Below are 13,899 nucleotides of genomic sequence, written 5' to 3'. Positions count from 1 at the left end.
GCACCAAAGCGCCCTTAAGCCTGTCCGGTTTCGTGATCCAGCCTTTGCTGCGCGATCGCCTCGTTACGGAGGGCCTTCTGGTGGTCTTCCATACATTGCCGCACAAAGCTCAGGTGACGATGTACTGCTTCTCTGGCACCTTCCGGATCGCGGGCCTGAAGCGCGGCGTTGATGTCTCGGTGCTGATCTAGAATAGCCTCGCGCGTGGTGCGCTGGTTGAACATCATTTGGCGATTGTAGAAAACACCTTGCCGCAGCAAGTCAAACATGGATCGCATCATGTGCAGCATCACGACGTTATGGCTTGCGTCGATGATGGCCATATGAAACTGGGCGTCCAGATGCGCTTCGTCTTCCGGGGCATTGCGCGTGTGGGCGGCTTCCATTTTGTCAAAGATCGTCTGAACGACCTTCAAATCGCTTTCCGACCCCAGTCGCGCCGCGCGCTCGGCTGCCAACCCCTCCATATCCCGGCGGAAAGACAGATAGTCCGAAACCGCCTCATCATGGCTGCTGAACAGTCGGATCAGGGCGGGGGAAAAGGCCGATCCCAAAACCTCGGCCACATAGATGCCGGATCCGGCTTTTGCGGTCAGCAAACCTTGGTCCTGCAACTCGGAAATCGCCTCGCGCAGGGATGGACGGGACACGCCCAGTCGTTCAGCCAGTTCACGCTCGGCCGGAAGGCGCTCGCCGGGGCGTAGGATGCCTCGCAGGATCAGCAATTCGATTTGCCGCACCACCGCTATTGAGAGCTTTTCGGTCTGAACTTTTTGAAAGGGCATGAGGATGTCGTTTTGAGAATTGGTCAAATCATATGACCACGGTTTGCGGTGCGGTTCAAGAAGAGCAGATCACAGGGTTCAAAACATTAGGTCAGCAATATTGACATTAATGTGTGAGTCACTAGTGTTCACCCATTCAAGAGCGGAGGAGGCTCATGACCAACCACGAGTTGTTTGCAACGCGGGCGTCGCGCATGAAGGCGTCGGAAATTCGCGAATTGCTGAAGCTGCTGGATCAGCCCGGAATCATTTCCTTTGCAGGCGGAATTCCGGACCCGGCCTTGTTTCCCGCAGACGCATTCTCGCAGGCTTTTCAGGTTGCGCTTAGTCCAGAAAAAAAGGCGCAGGCCCTGCAGTATTCGGTCAGCGAAGGCTATGCCCCGTTGCGCGAATGGCTTGTCGACCACATGCGCGAGATCGGCGTTGTCTGCGACATCGACAACATCCTGATCACATCCGGGTCACAGCAAGCGTTGGACTATTTGGGTAAGCTTTACCTGTCGCCCGGCGATACGGCGCTTGTTGGTTGGCCGACATATCTGGGCGCGCTGGCTGCATTCAACGCCTATGAGCCACGGTTCGACCGGCTAAGCGTGAATGGCAACCGGGGTGCTGATGAATACGTCGCCGCTGCCGGGGCCGGCAGGGTCAAGTTTGCCTACCTGTCTCCGGATTTCGCCAACCCAACGGGCGAGACCATGGATTTGCGGGGCCGCGAGGCTTTGCTGGATCTTGCTGAGGACTTGAATTGCGCCGTGATCGAAGACGGGGCGTATCAGGCGTTGCGATATGAAGGGGAAGCGATCCCACCGATTTTAGCATTGGAGCTGGCGCGGAAAGGGGCGATCGAAGACTGTCGTACAATCTATTGCGGTAGTTTCTCCAAGACGCTGTCGCCGGGCCTTAGGGTCGGGTGGGTTGTTGCGGCCAAGCCCGTGATCTCTCAACTGGTGCTGATGAAGCAGGCTGCTGATCTTCACTCGGCGACCATTAACCAGATGGCGATCGACCAAGTGGCTCGGGCGTGTTTCGACACGCATATCCCAATGCTGCGACAGACTTACGGCGCGCGCCGGGGAGCGATGCTGGATGCGTTGGAAGAATACATGCCGGATGGGGTGGAATGGACGAAGCCCGAAGGGGGGATGTTTGTCTGGCTGACGCTGCCTGTTGGTACTGATGGTGCCGCATTGCTGTCCCGCGCTTTGGAAACGGTCAAAGTGGCCTTTGTTCCGGGTCAGGCATTTTTCCCAGATGGCTCGGGTGCAAACACGATCCGTTTGAGCTTTTCAAATTCGGACGAGGCGACAATTCGTGAAGGCATACGTCGCTTGGGTGAGGTCTTGCAGGCCTGAATGCGCAATAAGGGTCTGTTAACCAATTCCGGCCATTGAGCGGGGTATGAAACGGCTTCTGACTTTGCTGCTGATGTTGGCCGCTTGTTCGGCTGGCACACCGCAATTCCGCGATGTTCCGGCCACTCGTATTGCTGTCAACGGCAGCGTTTTTGACGTACGCGTGAGAGGAGAGTTGGCCGAGGCGGTGCGGATCAACACGCAATATGCCCCGCGCTTGGGCCCAATCCGCGATCGCGCAGCCCTTGCGATGGCACAGGTATCTGGCTGCCCGATTCTTGATGTTCTGGGTGATGCAGCCGTCACGGTCGGCGTTTTGGGGTGTGACCGTCAGGCCGGTGAACGCTTGTTGCTGACCTCGATTTCCGTGCCAAACTACGAATGTATTGATTTTGGCACCTATGAAAGTTCAGGTGACGGCGGTTATCAGGTTTTTGAGTGTACGCCCTATTGATACAGACTGAGGCCGGCGGAAATCAGCAAGATATTGTGGATAACTCATGCCGATATCCCATATCCTGCGCAACCTCGTTGACTCAGCCCCAATCTGTTGCGCAGACTTCCAGATATAGGAATCATGGGACCCGTCGCCTTTGCGCTTTAGCAAACTCAAACTCACCGGCTTCAAAAGCTTTGTTGATCCGACCGACCTGATCATCGCGGACGGGTTGACCGGAGTTGTGGGTCCAAATGGCTGCGGCAAGTCCAATCTCCTGGAAGCGTTGCGTTGGGTGATGGGGGAAAACCGCCCCAAATCCATGCGCGGTGGCGCGATGGAGGATGTGATTTTTGCGGGGGCGGCCACACGTCCCGCTCGCAACTTTGCCGAAGTTGTTTTGACCATGGACAACTCGGAACGGCTGGCCCCGTCAGGGTTCAATGACACCGATCAGCTTGAGATCGTACGCCGTATCACCCGCGATGTGGGCAGCGCCTATAAGACAAATGGCAAGGACGTGCGGGCGCGCGATGTGCAGATGCTGTTTGCCGATGCGTCCACGGGGGCGCATTCACCCGCGCTTGTGGGTCAGAACCGCATCGCCGAATTGATCAACGCCAAACCTCGCGCGCGTCGGCGTATCCTGGAAGAGGCTGCGGGGATCTCCGGTCTGTACCAGCGTCGGCACGAGGCCGAGTTGAAGCTGAAAGGTACTGAATCCAACCTGACGCGCGTCGATGACGTGCTGGAACAGCTTGGAACGCAGCTTGCGCAGTTGGCCCGACAAGCGCGCCAGGCTGCCCGGTATCGCGAGATTGGCGAACAGTTGCGGCAGGCCGAGGGGATGCTGCTGTATCGCCGCTGGAAAGAGGCCGACATGGCCCGCCAGCAGGCCGAAGAAAAGCTGCGCGAGCGCATTACCGAGGCGTCCCGCGCCGAGGCCGAAGCGCGTGAAGCGGCGGCCAAACGCGCCGAGATCGAGCAAACTCTGCCCCCTCTACGCGAGGAAGAGGCGATTGCCGCTGCCGTGTTGCAACGCCAGCAGGTGCAGCGCGATCAACTGGCCGACCAGGAAACACGCGCGCGGCAGACGATCGAAACCTTGACCAACCGCATTCAGCAGTTGGGTAACGATATTGAGCGTGAGGCCGGTCTGAACCGCGACGCAGGTCAGATGATCGAACGGTTGGAATGGGAGGCGAGAGAGCTTGCCAAGGCCACCGAAGGACATGACGAGAAAGTCGCCGAAGCCGCCGAGATTGCGCGCGAGGCAGCGTCTGTCCTGCAGGACCGCGAGGATCACCTCTCGCAGGAAACCGAGGATATGGCCCGTCTTGTCGCCCGGCACCAGTCGGCGCAGCGTTTGGTTGAGGACAGCCGCAAGACGCTGGCCCGGTCTGAGGGTGAAGAAGAAAAAGCCCGTGTTGCGGTGGACGAAGCCCGTGACGCACTAAGCCGCGCAACCGACGCGTTCGAGGCCGCTCAGGAGGGTGAGGAAGAAGCCCGAGAATCTGCTGAGGCCGCCGAAGAAGCCCTGGCCGCTGCAGATGAGATGCGCACCGAAACACAGGCCCGAGAGGCCGAGGCCCGTGCCCAACGGTCCGAAGCTGAAGGTGAGCTTGGCGCCATTCGCGCCGAAACCGCGGCCCTTGCGAAACTGGTCGAACGTGACACGGCCGAAGGCGGGCAGGTGCTTGACCTGCTGCGCGTTGCACCGGGTTACGAAAAGGCGCTGGGTGCGGCGCTGGCCGATGATCTGCGCGCGCCTCTGGTCGAAGGTGACGGACCGTCCGGCTGGGTTCAGGTTGCCGGATACGATGCCGATCAGCCCCTGCCAGACGGCGCAGAGCCGCTGGCGCTGCATGTCTCAGGGCCGGACCGTCTGAGCCGCCGGATTGCTCAGATCGGGTTGGTCGACGCAGAACAAGGTGAGCGGTTGCAGGCCTCGCTGCAACCAGGGCAACGTCTGGTGTCGCGCTCGGGCGACTTGTGGCGCTGGGACGGGTTCCGGGCCTGGGCCGAGGACGCGCCAAGCGCGGCTGCCCTTCGGTTGGAGCAACTGAACAAGCTGGAAGCGCTGAAACAGGAATTGGCCCGGACCGAAGCGCAAGCCGATGGCGCACGCGCGGCGCATGAGGCCCTGTCGCAGCAACTGGCCGATGTCACCGAAGCGGACCGCCGAGCGCGTGAAGCCCGCCGTGCTGCTGATCAGCGTATGGCAGAAACTGCTCGGCAACTCAGCCGGGCCGAGGCCGACCGCAATCTGGCACAGGGCAAGCTTGAGACTTTGACCCTTGCCGTCGACCGCCACAAGGAAGACGCCATGTCTGCCCGCGCCCAACTGCGCGAGGCCGAGGGTGCGCTGACCGGTTTGGGTGATCTGGACAGCGCCCGCGCGCAGGTTGAGGACATCAAACAGACAGTCGAGGCCGCGCGGATCACGATGCTGACCCACCGTTCGACCCATGATGAGCTGCGCCGCGAAGGAGAGGCCCGAACCCGGCGCACACAAGAGGTGACCAAAGACCTGAGCGGGTGGCGGCACCGTCTGGACAGTGCCGAGAAGCGAATTTCGGAACTGGCAGAGCGCAAGGAAAGCTCGGAAGACGAGCTGTCCGAAGCCATGGCCGCCCCCGGTGAAATTGCCGAGGCGCGCGAAGAACTCAACGAGTTGATTGAAACGGCCGAAGCGCGTCGGGCCGAGGCTTTGGATAAGCTGGCTCTGGCCGAAACCCAGCAGCGCGAAGTTGTCATGGCCGAGCGGGATGCAGAGCGCGTCGCGTCCGAAGCCCGCGAGACCCGAGCGGCTGCCGAGGCACGGTGTGATGCCGCCAAAGAAGGGGTGACCGCGGCGGCTGAACGCATTGCCGAAGATCAGCAACTGACCCCGAACCAGTTGTTGAATCAGTTGGACGTGAACCCCGACCAGATGCCCGCCGCCGACGCGCTTGAGGCCGAGGTCAACCGCCACAAACGTCAGCGCGACGCGATGGGCGCGGTGAACCTGCGCGCCGAAGAAGACAGCAAAGAGGTTCAGGAGGAATTCGACACGCTGAACGGTGAAAAGGCTGATCTGGAAGAGGCGATCAAGGCGCTGCGCAGCGGTATTGCCAGCCTCAACCGCGAAGGGCGCGAGCGTCTGCTGACGGCGTTTGAACAGGTGAATTCGAACTTCGCCATGCTATTCAAGCACCTGTTTGGAGGCGGCGAGGCCAATCTGGTCATGGTCGAAAGCGATGATCCGCTGGATGCCGGGCTTGAGATCATGTGCCAGCCGCCGGGCAAGAAGCTCTCGACCCTCAGCCTGTTGTCGGGTGGGGAGCAAACTCTGACCGCGACCGCGCTGATCTTTGGCGTCTTCCTCGCCAACCCCGCGCCGATCTGTGTGCTGGACGAGGTCGACGCGCCTTTGGACGACGCCAACGTGACGCGCTTCTGCGACTTGCTGGACGAGATGTGCCGCCAGACCGACACGCGGTTCCTGATCATCACCCACCACGCGGTGACGATGGCAAGGATGGACCGGCTGTTCGGCGTGACCATGCAGGAACAAGGCGTCAGCCAACTGGTTTCCGTCGATCTGAAGAAGGCCGAGCAGATGGTCGCCTGACCGCTCACTGCATCGTGACGCCTGTTGCGGGTCTTTCACGATAGGGTCGCGGTATGACCCGATATCTGATCCTCGCCCTGCTGATCGCTGGCCCCGCCAGCGCCGCCGATTGGCCGACCAAACCCGGAGACACCCCCCTGTCGCCCGAAGAGCTGGACGCGTTGGCGGGTCAAACTTTCACCTTCTACGATGACGGTCAGGCTGCATTCTCGGCCGGGGGTGCCTACTCCTATACCTACGCCAGCGGCGACGCGGCCTTTGGCACCTATTCCATCGCCGAAGACGGCAGCGTCTGTATCGCCTATCGCAACGGATTCAGTCGCTGTGATCTGTACGTGCGCAGTGGAGAACGCTTGATCCTGATTGATGAGAAAGGCGATCGGTATCCGGTCAGGCCGGAGTGACTGATCCATCAGGAAAAAGCTGTCTCCAATCGTTTTAGCGAACTTTGAGGCCACACTTCATCGAATGTGTAAAATTCTTTGAAGGCGGGAATCTCCTCGCTGAGTGGTACCCAAGCTTGTTTGCTGTTCGTGAAAATCTGCGCATCCGGAGGACATTGATCCGGGTTGTCCAATGTCCCAACACGCACGTACTTTAACTTGCCAAGACGGATCATGTAGCTGCTGAACACGGCGACGCCACAATTCTTGCAACGCGTAATAATCTGGCCTTTACCGCTTGGCGTGGAAAGTTCGTGTTCAGTGATCGGCCCCTCAAGCTGCACGCGGTCAGCCTCAATAATGGCGTTCAAGACATAAGCCGCTCCGGTTTGTCGCTGGCATTCGTTACAGTGACAGCAATGGACGAACATAGGTGGTGTCGTCATCTGATACGTTACGGCTCCGCAGCCGCATTTTCCCTTGATCATTGTTTCCCCCAAGTTGTCGTTTGCATTCGTGCCATCGTCTTTATTCGACCAGTTCATAGTGTTTGATCGAACGCGACTCGACCAACTCTGTCTCTGCGGGATCGATGTGCGGACTCTGGTAGTCTTCGCCGACAAACGCCTTAAGTGACTCTAGATTTTCCCACACCATAACAAAGCTGAATTCTCGGGGTGTGTCGGTGCGCGCAGCCCCAGGAAATACTTGAACCATGCCCTTGGTGCTTCGCATCAAGGGGATCGCTGTTTCATGGAAGAATTTGCTGAACTCTTCTTCTTTGCCCGGCCGAGTCACGACCTGAAAAATGCGCATGATCATTCTTCCATCCTCCGAAAAGTTTGGTTCCTGCATGCACGAGCGCCTCAGCTTCTAGGACCATATCATTTTGTAACGACCTTGTCTTATCAGGGCACAAGCCAGACACCGCGTCACAACCGCCCCAACAACTCTGCCGTCGGCCACGCATCCGCAGGCAGACCCAGCCGTTGTTGCTCGGCCTGAACGGCCGACCGTGTCCCGGCCCCCAGAATGCCGTCGATCTTGCCTACATCATGGCCGCGTGCCTGAAGTTTGGTTTGTAGCTGCTTCATCTGTGCGCCTGTCAAACCCTGTGTTGGATTCCCGGCGTCATAGATTTGGGCACCTTCCAGACGGGTGCCGAAATAGGCGGCGGTCAGGACGTAGACAAAGCTCTGGTTCCATTCGAAATAGACGTCGAAATTGGGATAGGCCAGAAACGCCGGTCCCTTGTGTCCCTGCGGCAGGATCAGTGACGCAGGCAGATTGGCCAGCGAACCGTTTCGGGCCTGTACTCCCATCGCCTGCCAGTCCGAGACCGGGCGCGGCTTGCCCGGGCCGGACAGGGACCAATCCATTTGGTCCGGAACCGCGACCTCCTGCAGCCACGGCTGACCTGGTTGCCACCCAAGATGCGACAGCATTTTTGCGCCGGACATTAGCGCATCCGGGGCCGAGGTTTTCAGCGAAACCGTCCCGTCTCCGTCGCCGTCCACGCCATTGTCCAGAATATCCTGCGGTAGCATTTGAACCATGCCGATCTCACCCGCCCACGCGCCGGTCGTTCGGGCGGGGTCGAAATTGCCCTGACTGTACAATTCCAGCGCCGCAAATATCTGAGGGCGGAACAGTTCGGGCCGGCGGCAATCATGGGCCAATGTCACCAGTGCGTTGCGGGTGTTGAAATCCCCCTGAACCGCTCCGTAGTCGGTTTCAAACGCCCAGAATGCCAGCAACACGCCGCGTGATACCCCATATTCCCGCTCAATCCGGTCAAAAACAGCGTCGTATTTGTGTGACATGGCCTGCCCGCGATCTATTCGGTTTTGCGAGATCAGGCGGCGAGAGAAATCAATGAATGGTTTCTGAAAGACGCCTTGCGCGCGGTCAGCTCTGAGAACGGCGCCATCCTGCTGAACACCTTGAAAGAAAGCGTCGATAGTAGATTTATCAAACCCGTTGTCCACCGCCTCGGTCTTTAGCCCATTCACAAAGGAATTGAACCCGCCACCACATTGGGCAAAGGCGGGTGTGATGAATAGGGTGGTTGCAACAAGACCAGAAAGAAAACGCATGGGTGGCACCGTCAGAGAATAAAACTAAGCCCAGCCCACACCGACACGAGGCCCAGCGCAAGCCCCCAAACGGTCCACAGCATGTTACATGCGCGGAAAACCTCCGGTGCACCGATCTCACGCGGGGCGTCGCCGTTGACCCATGCCAAATCCCGAAGCTTTCCATCATAGCTGCGCGGCCCGGCAAGTGCGACGTTCAGGGCACGGGCCATGGCGGCCTCAGGCCAGCCTGCGTTTGGCGAGATATGGCGCCGCGCGTCTGAGGTGATTCCTTGCCACTGCGCCCATTGACCAGATTGCACGACGATCATGACGCTGGTCAGGCGGGCAGGGATCAGGTTCAGAACATCATCCAGACGGGCGGCGGCCCAACCAAACTCAAGATATTTTTCTGAGCGGTAGCCGATCATGCTGTCGGCCGTGTTGACCGCCTTGTAGATCAGCAGACCCGGCAGCCCGGCAACCAGAAACCAGAAGGCGGGCGCAATGACACCGTCGCTCAGGTTTTCGGCGGCACTTTCGATCGCTGACCGCGCGACCTGTGCCTCGGTCATGTCGCGTGTGTCCCGTGAGACAATCATGGCCACTTTCGCGCGCCCTTGGTCAAGCGAGGCGTTCAGCCCCTCGGCCACATCTCGCACATGCGTCACAAGGGATTTCTGCGCCAAGAGAATGGCGCAGATCACAAGCTCAACCAGGGGGCCAAGCATGGCCAGTGCGCCTCCGAGTATCATTGCGCCGATGACCAGTAGGACGACCACGGCGACCCCTTTCAGGCGCCGGTGCCCGCCACTATTCAATCGTTTGTCCAGCAGGCCGATAAGGTTACCGATCATCACCGCGGGGTGCCTTACCCGGGACCACACCCAATCTGGCTCCCCCAGTGCCGCGTCCAGGCACATGGCGCAGACCAGCAGAAAAGCGGTGCTCACAGCGCGGCCTCCAGCCGTGCCCAGCCATTTGCAGGTGGAAGCCCCAGCCGCAGGTAGGTTTGCGAATAGGGGAAGATGCGGCTCCAGATATGCGCATGGGCCAGACGGTCTTGCCAATCGGCGGCCTTGTCGACCGCATAAAGACGGAACAGCGTGGTTCCCCCCACAAGCCTCGCACCCTTCCGCGTCAGAAGGGTATCCAGCCTGATTGTTTCCTCGGTCAGGCGTTGGCGTGTGGCGTCGGCCCAAGCTGTATCGCTCAGGGCTCGTTCTCCGATCTGCAGGGCGGGACCGGAAACGGCCCAAGGTCCGGTCAGGTCGTTCAGGCGGGCAATCAGGTTCGGGTCGCCGATTGCGAAGCCAAGGCGTAATCCCGCCAACCCCCAGAACTTGCCAAAGCTTTTCAGTACGATCACACCCGGTTTGGTCCCCAAATGGATCAGGGACGCTTCGGGGCTGACATCGCAAAAGCTTTCGTCAATCACGGTTAGCGGGGCATTTGCGTCGGCTTCGGTCCATATCCGCCCATCAGGGTTGTTAGGATGCACGATAACGCGGGCTTCGGTCGGACCGTCGGACTGAACTGACCATCCATGCGTTGAAAAAGCGGCTGCGTGTTCATTGTAGGTGGGCGGCGTGATGTGAACCCGCCCGCGCGGTGCAAGATCGGGTATGCGTGCAATCAGGGCGGAAGCGCCAGGTGCGGGTAAAATATCAGCCTCGTCAGGAACGGACCAAAAACGCCGCGCGGCACTGGTCAGGCGTTCAAACGCGCCGTGATCGGGAAGCGCGCTCCAATCCGAGGGCGTCAAACCCGTGACATCATAGGGATGCGGATTGATCCCGGTCGAAAGATCCATCCAATCGCCGCGTGCCCCACCATAGGATTCGATTGCCCCGTCTAGCCCGCCGCCATGATCCCGTTTGGATCGGGGGTTCAAGATATCGTTATGGGTTGTCATCGTGAAGCTCGTTGGAATCCTTGATTTCGGTCCGTTTCAAGCGGATTTTCGCCGTCGGCACAAGCAAATCCACGCGATCCGGAAGCCCTGCAGATACCGTTAACAGTTTGTTAAGGAAATCGCGTGATCACAAATTACAGGGGCCAGCACTGTTTGTTCTACCTAGCCCCGAGGTTGTCGCTGATGAATGTTTTGATTGTAGAGAGTAACCCCGATCTTGGTCGGGTCTGGAAAAGGCATCTGGAGCGTCAGGGCGCTGAGGTCACGCTTGTGGCCGGGCAAGAGGTCGCGATCCTTGCGCTTTATGGCGCAGAGTTTGACATCATTGTGTTGGACCTTGTGCTGGAAACCGGCAGCGCTCTGGCTGTTGCCGACTTCGCCAGCTATCGCCGCCCCGAAGCGCGGGTGATATTTGTCACCAACACCACGTTTTTCTCGGATGGGTCGATTTTCGCGCATAGCCCAAATGCCTGCGCCTATGTCCAAAGTGAAACGCCGCCAGAGGATCTGGCGGCGATGGTTGAACATTACGCGGCGGGTCGCTGACCGCGACCGTGTGGTTCCATGTAGTCCAGCATGGGGTTCACCGGGATAATCCGATGCGGATTTATACTGTCGTGACTATAGTGGTAGTGCCGCACAATATGGTTCATGTTCACGGTCTGAGCGACACCGGGCCATTGATAAAGCTCGCGGGTATAGGCCCACAGGTTCGGGTAATCGACCAGACGGTTTCGGTTGCACTTGAAATGCAGGTGATAGACGGGGTCGAACCTGATCAAGGTTGTGAACAGCCTCCAATCAGCTTCTGTAACGCGATCTCCCATAAGATAGCGATGGGTGCTCAGGCGGTTTTCCAGCCAGCCCAGTGTTTCAAATAGCGGCCCAACAGCCGCGTCATACGCTTGCTGACTGGTTGCGAACCCTGACTTGTACACGCCGTTGTTGACGTCAGAATAGATACGCGCGTTGACCTCTTCGATATCGTCACGCATAGCCTCGGGCCAGTAATCGTCGGTGTTTCCTGTGATCCCGTCGAAGGCCGAGTTGAACATGCGGATGATCTCGGAACTTTCATTCGAAACAATGGTTTCCTGGGTATTGTCCCATAGAATTGGCACCGTAACGCGGCCCGAATAGGCGGGATCGGCCTTGGTATAGACTTGATGGGCGAACTCCAACCCAAAGAGCCCGTCCCCTGTGGCGCCATGGTCGTCTGTTTCAAACGTCCAGCCTTTGTCCATCATGTCAGGATGTACCACTGAAACCGAGATAAGGTCAGTCAACCCCTTCAATTCGCGAAAGATCAACGTGCGGTGTGCCCACGGGCAGGCGAGGCTGACATAGAGGTGATAGCGATTCGGTTCGGCCTTGAAGCCCCCCTTGCCGGACGGACCTGCGCTGCCGTCTGCCGTTATCCAATTGCGAAACTGCGCTGCACTGCGTTTGAACGCCCCGCCTGTGGACTTGGTGTCATACCATGTGTCGTGCCACTTGCCGTCGACCAACAGGCCCATGCTCTGATCCTCCGAATTGAGATGTCAAAGAACATAGACGGTCGCCTTAAAGGTTCCTATGCGAGGCGACGCGCATATTGCCTGCGCCTGCGCACAAGTCCGGTTGGGATTTCCGTGCAACAGGTTGAAATCCAAACGCTCTTGGTGACCAGCTTTACTAGATTTTTACATTCTGACCCTCACAATAGGACTCTGCTGCGGGGGAAATTTGCAATGACGACCTATGTTTCAAAGGAAATGAGTGCCGAATTGGATGCGGCACGAATCGCAGGATTGAAAAAGACAAGCCGACTTCGTGTTCAATTTGGCGACAATACGTTCAAAGTCCTGCGATTGTGGAAGGATGGCTTTACCGTCGAAGCTGAAACGACACCTCAGCTTCGTGGTCTGGTCGATATTTATGATGGCGCAAATCACCTCTACCAGTGCCTGATCATCGCGGATCAGGACGAAGCCGGTGAAATGCGGTATGAATTCAAGCGCAGCACTGCTGCCTCGGACAAGGCTCCGCTGGATTTCTACCGCGATCCCGATGCTCCGATAGCCTTGCTGGGGCATAAGGACTAAGCCTTAGCCCAACGGATCAATCGTTGGGCTTGGATTCACTGCAAGTCAGAAAAGGCCTGTTTCAGCCTGTTGCAAGCTTCTTCCACGCGGCTGCGCTGGGTTGCCAGATTGAACCGCTCGAACGTCTCGCCGCCCGGACCAAATCCGGGGCCGGGCGAGGTCGCGATCTTGGCGTCCTCACGCAGGCGGCGGATAAATTCAGGGTGATCCATTCCGGTTCCTGAAAAATCGACCCAAGCCAGAAAAGTCGCCTGAAGTGGCATGGACCACAGGCCGGGGATATCTGCGATGGCTGCGTCAAAAAGCTTTCGGTTACCGTCAAGATGCGCAACCTGTTCGTCGACCCATGCGGCGCCTTCGGGCGAATAGGCCGCCATGATCATCGCCACGCCCAAAGCGCTGGGCGCATAGTCAAGGGTGCCGAGGCGATGGACCATCGCCGCGCGCAGTTTTGGGTCGGGAATTATCATGTTGCCGGTGCGTTGACCCGCAATGTTGAACGTCTTGGAGGCCGCCGTCAGGGTTACCGTCCACGGTCGTGCAGCGGGCGCGGCCACGTCCATGGGGACAAAGGTGCTGCCGGGGTAGACCAGGTCATGGTGAATCTCATCAGAGACCAACACAAGGCCATTGCGTTCAGCAAAGGCTGCCACAGCGCGCAACTCATCCGCAGTCCAAACCCGACCGGAGGGGTTCTGGGGTGAACACCACAGAAGCATCTTTTCTGTCCCGTCCAAGCGCGACTGCGCGTCGTCCAGATCAATCGTGTAACTGTCGCCCTGTCGTGCCAGCGGGCATTCCACCACGCGGCGGCCGGATTTGTTCACCTTGTGGGCGAACTCATGATAGACGGGCGTGAATATGACCACGCCGTCCCCGGGCTCGGTCCACACATCCAGACACAGCGCGATCGCATTGCCCAGCCCTTGCGAGGTCAGGACCCAATCTGTGTCAATGTCCCATGCATGACGGTTTTTCATCCACCATTGGACCGAAGTCAGATAGTCAGGGTGCGCCCACGAATACCCGAAAACACCGTGATCCGCGGCCTTTCGAACGGCTTCGATAACGCAGGGTGCGCTGGGATAATCGGAATCTGCCGTCCACATCGCCAGCCCGTCCTGCGGTGAAATACCGTAGAGTTTCTCTAGCTTGTCCCATTTTGAGCTATAAGTGCCCCGGCGGTCGATCAGGTCGTTGAACGTCATGTCTTCTCCATCTGTCGGCTGGAAAGCTAGCTACAATTTTGGCAG

General features: G+C 58.6%; 14 protein-coding genes. 6 read left to right on the top strand and 8 right to left on the bottom strand.

Annotated features, from left to right (window positions below; all coding sequences use genetic code 11):
• Nucleotides 1–14 precede the first annotated feature (14 nt).
• The gene (locus tag GOV88_RS18860) at nt 15–785 is read right to left on the bottom strand and encodes an FCD domain-containing protein (RefSeq protein ID WP_171126875.1); all 771 of its coding nucleotides are present in this window, start codon (nt 783–785) and stop codon (nt 15–17) included.
• Nucleotides 786–940: 155 nt separating this feature from the next.
• On the opposite strand from GOV88_RS18860, the gene GOV88_RS18855 reads away from it, so the two are divergent.
• The 4 genes from GOV88_RS18855 to GOV88_RS18840 all read left to right on the top strand — a co-directional run bounded on the left by GOV88_RS18855 (nt 941) and on the right by GOV88_RS18840 (nt 6,593).
• Complete coding sequence (locus GOV88_RS18855; RefSeq protein WP_171241373.1) at nt 941–2,140, top strand: PLP-dependent aminotransferase family protein; 1,200 nt, start codon at nt 941–943, stop codon at nt 2,138–2,140.
• Nucleotides 2,141–2,186: 46 nt separating this feature from the next.
• Nucleotides 2,187–2,594 (top strand): hypothetical protein, encoded by a 408-nt coding sequence (locus tag GOV88_RS18850; protein ID WP_171126873.1) that lies wholly within the window; start codon nt 2,187–2,189, stop codon nt 2,592–2,594.
• Between the two features lie 139 nt (nt 2,595–2,733).
• Nucleotides 2,734–6,189, top strand: a complete 3,456-nt coding sequence (locus tag GOV88_RS18845) for a chromosome segregation SMC family protein (RefSeq protein WP_171241372.1) — start codon at nt 2,734–2,736, stop codon at nt 6,187–6,189.
• A gap of 53 nt (nt 6,190–6,242) precedes the next feature.
• Nucleotides 6,243–6,593 (top strand): hypothetical protein, encoded by a 351-nt coding sequence (locus GOV88_RS18840; RefSeq protein WP_171126871.1) that lies wholly within the window; start codon nt 6,243–6,245, stop codon nt 6,591–6,593.
• Nucleotides 6,594–6,601: 8 nt separating this feature from the next.
• Here GOV88_RS18840 and GOV88_RS18835 read toward each other — a convergent pair whose 3' ends face one another.
• From GOV88_RS18835 to GOV88_RS18815, 5 genes are all read right to left on the bottom strand, one after another.
• Nucleotides 6,602–7,117 carry a GFA family protein gene (locus GOV88_RS18835; protein ID WP_171126870.1) on the bottom strand — a complete coding sequence of 172 codons (516 nt, stop codon included), beginning with the start codon at nt 7,115–7,117 and terminating at the stop codon, nt 6,602–6,604.
• The gene (locus GOV88_RS18830; protein WP_171125310.1) at nt 7,101–7,394 is read right to left on the bottom strand and encodes an antibiotic biosynthesis monooxygenase; all 294 of its coding nucleotides are present in this window, start codon (nt 7,392–7,394) and stop codon (nt 7,101–7,103) included. Before GOV88_RS18830 ends, GOV88_RS18835 begins: the two co-directional genes overlap by 17 nt.
• Nucleotides 7,395–7,504: 110 nt before the next feature.
• On the bottom strand, nt 7,505–8,668 hold the full coding sequence (locus tag GOV88_RS18825; protein WP_171241371.1) for a lytic murein transglycosylase: 1,164 nt from the start codon (nt 8,666–8,668) through the stop codon (nt 7,505–7,507).
• Between the two features lie 11 nt (nt 8,669–8,679).
• A complete protein-coding gene (cbiB, locus tag GOV88_RS18820) occupies nt 8,680–9,600 on the bottom strand; it encodes an adenosylcobinamide-phosphate synthase CbiB (protein ID WP_171125306.1) in 921 nt (306 codons plus the stop codon).
• Nucleotides 9,597–10,562, bottom strand: coding sequence for a threonine-phosphate decarboxylase (locus GOV88_RS18815; RefSeq protein WP_171241370.1), 966 nt, complete (start codon nt 10,560–10,562; stop codon nt 9,597–9,599). Before GOV88_RS18815 ends, cbiB begins: the two co-directional genes overlap by 4 nt.
• 183 nt (nt 10,563–10,745) lie before the next feature.
• On the opposite strand from GOV88_RS18815, the gene GOV88_RS18810 reads away from it, so the two are divergent.
• Nucleotides 10,746–11,108 carry a response regulator transcription factor gene (locus GOV88_RS18810; protein WP_171241369.1) on the top strand — a complete coding sequence of 121 codons (363 nt, stop codon included), beginning with the start codon at nt 10,746–10,748 and terminating at the stop codon, nt 11,106–11,108.
• Here GOV88_RS18810 and GOV88_RS18805 read toward each other — a convergent pair.
• Nucleotides 11,090–12,079, bottom strand: a complete 990-nt coding sequence (locus GOV88_RS18805) for a glutathione S-transferase family protein (RefSeq protein WP_171241368.1) — start codon at nt 12,077–12,079, stop codon at nt 11,090–11,092. The genes GOV88_RS18810 and GOV88_RS18805 overlap by 19 nt on opposite strands.
• Nucleotides 12,080–12,292: 213 nt before the next feature.
• On the opposite strand from GOV88_RS18805, the gene GOV88_RS18800 reads away from it, so the two are divergent.
• Nucleotides 12,293–12,646 (top strand): hypothetical protein, encoded by a 354-nt coding sequence (locus GOV88_RS18800; protein ID WP_171241367.1) that lies wholly within the window; start codon nt 12,293–12,295, stop codon nt 12,644–12,646.
• Between the two features lie 35 nt (nt 12,647–12,681).
• Here the strand turns inward: GOV88_RS18800 and GOV88_RS18795 are convergent, their stop codons facing one another.
• Nucleotides 12,682–13,854: a MalY/PatB family protein gene (locus tag GOV88_RS18795; protein ID WP_171241366.1), complete on the bottom strand. Its 1,173-nt coding sequence runs from the start codon at nt 13,852–13,854 to the stop codon at nt 12,682–12,684.
• Between the last annotated feature and the right edge of the window lie 45 nt (nt 13,855–13,899).

Origin of the sequence: Ruegeria sp. HKCCA5491 (assembly GCF_013034565.1) — a bacterium.
Classification (GTDB): Bacteria; Pseudomonadota; Alphaproteobacteria; order Rhodobacterales; family Rhodobacteraceae; genus Ruegeria.
Note: the sequence above shows the minus strand (reverse complement) of the source record. Positions and strands in the feature narration are given on the sequence as shown.

Excerpts from the sequence above, each read along its gene's own strand:
- GOV88_RS18860 (WP_171126875.1), bottom strand. The coding sequence starts at position 785 with ATGCCCTTTCAAAAAGTTCAGACCGAAAAGCTCTCAATAGCGGTGGTG.
- GOV88_RS18855 (WP_171241373.1), top strand. The coding sequence starts at position 941 with ATGACCAACCACGAGTTGTTTGCAACGCGGGCGTCGCGCATGAAGGCG.
- GOV88_RS18850 (WP_171126873.1), top strand. The coding sequence starts at position 2,187 with ATGAAACGGCTTCTGACTTTGCTGCTGATGTTGGCCGCTTGTTCGGCT.
- GOV88_RS18840 (WP_171126871.1), top strand. The coding sequence starts at position 6,243 with ATGACCCGATATCTGATCCTCGCCCTGCTGATCGCTGGCCCCGCCAGC.
- GOV88_RS18835 (WP_171126870.1), bottom strand. The coding sequence starts at position 7,117 with ATGAACTGGTCGAATAAAGACGATGGCACGAATGCAAACGACAACTTG.
- GOV88_RS18830 (WP_171125310.1), bottom strand. The coding sequence starts at position 7,394 with ATGATCATGCGCATTTTTCAGGTCGTGACTCGGCCGGGCAAAGAAGAA.
- GOV88_RS18825 (WP_171241371.1), bottom strand. The coding sequence starts at position 8,668 with ATGCGTTTTCTTTCTGGTCTTGTTGCAACCACCCTATTCATCACACCC.
- GOV88_RS18815 (WP_171241370.1), bottom strand. The coding sequence starts at position 10,562 with ATGACAACCCATAACGATATCTTGAACCCCCGATCCAAACGGGATCAT.
- GOV88_RS18810 (WP_171241369.1), top strand. The coding sequence starts at position 10,746 with ATGAATGTTTTGATTGTAGAGAGTAACCCCGATCTTGGTCGGGTCTGG.
- GOV88_RS18805 (WP_171241368.1), bottom strand. The coding sequence starts at position 12,079 with ATGGGCCTGTTGGTCGACGGCAAGTGGCACGACACATGGTATGACACC.
- GOV88_RS18800 (WP_171241367.1), top strand. The coding sequence starts at position 12,293 with ATGACGACCTATGTTTCAAAGGAAATGAGTGCCGAATTGGATGCGGCA.
- GOV88_RS18795 (WP_171241366.1), bottom strand. The coding sequence starts at position 13,854 with ATGACGTTCAACGACCTGATCGACCGCCGGGGCACTTATAGCTCAAAA.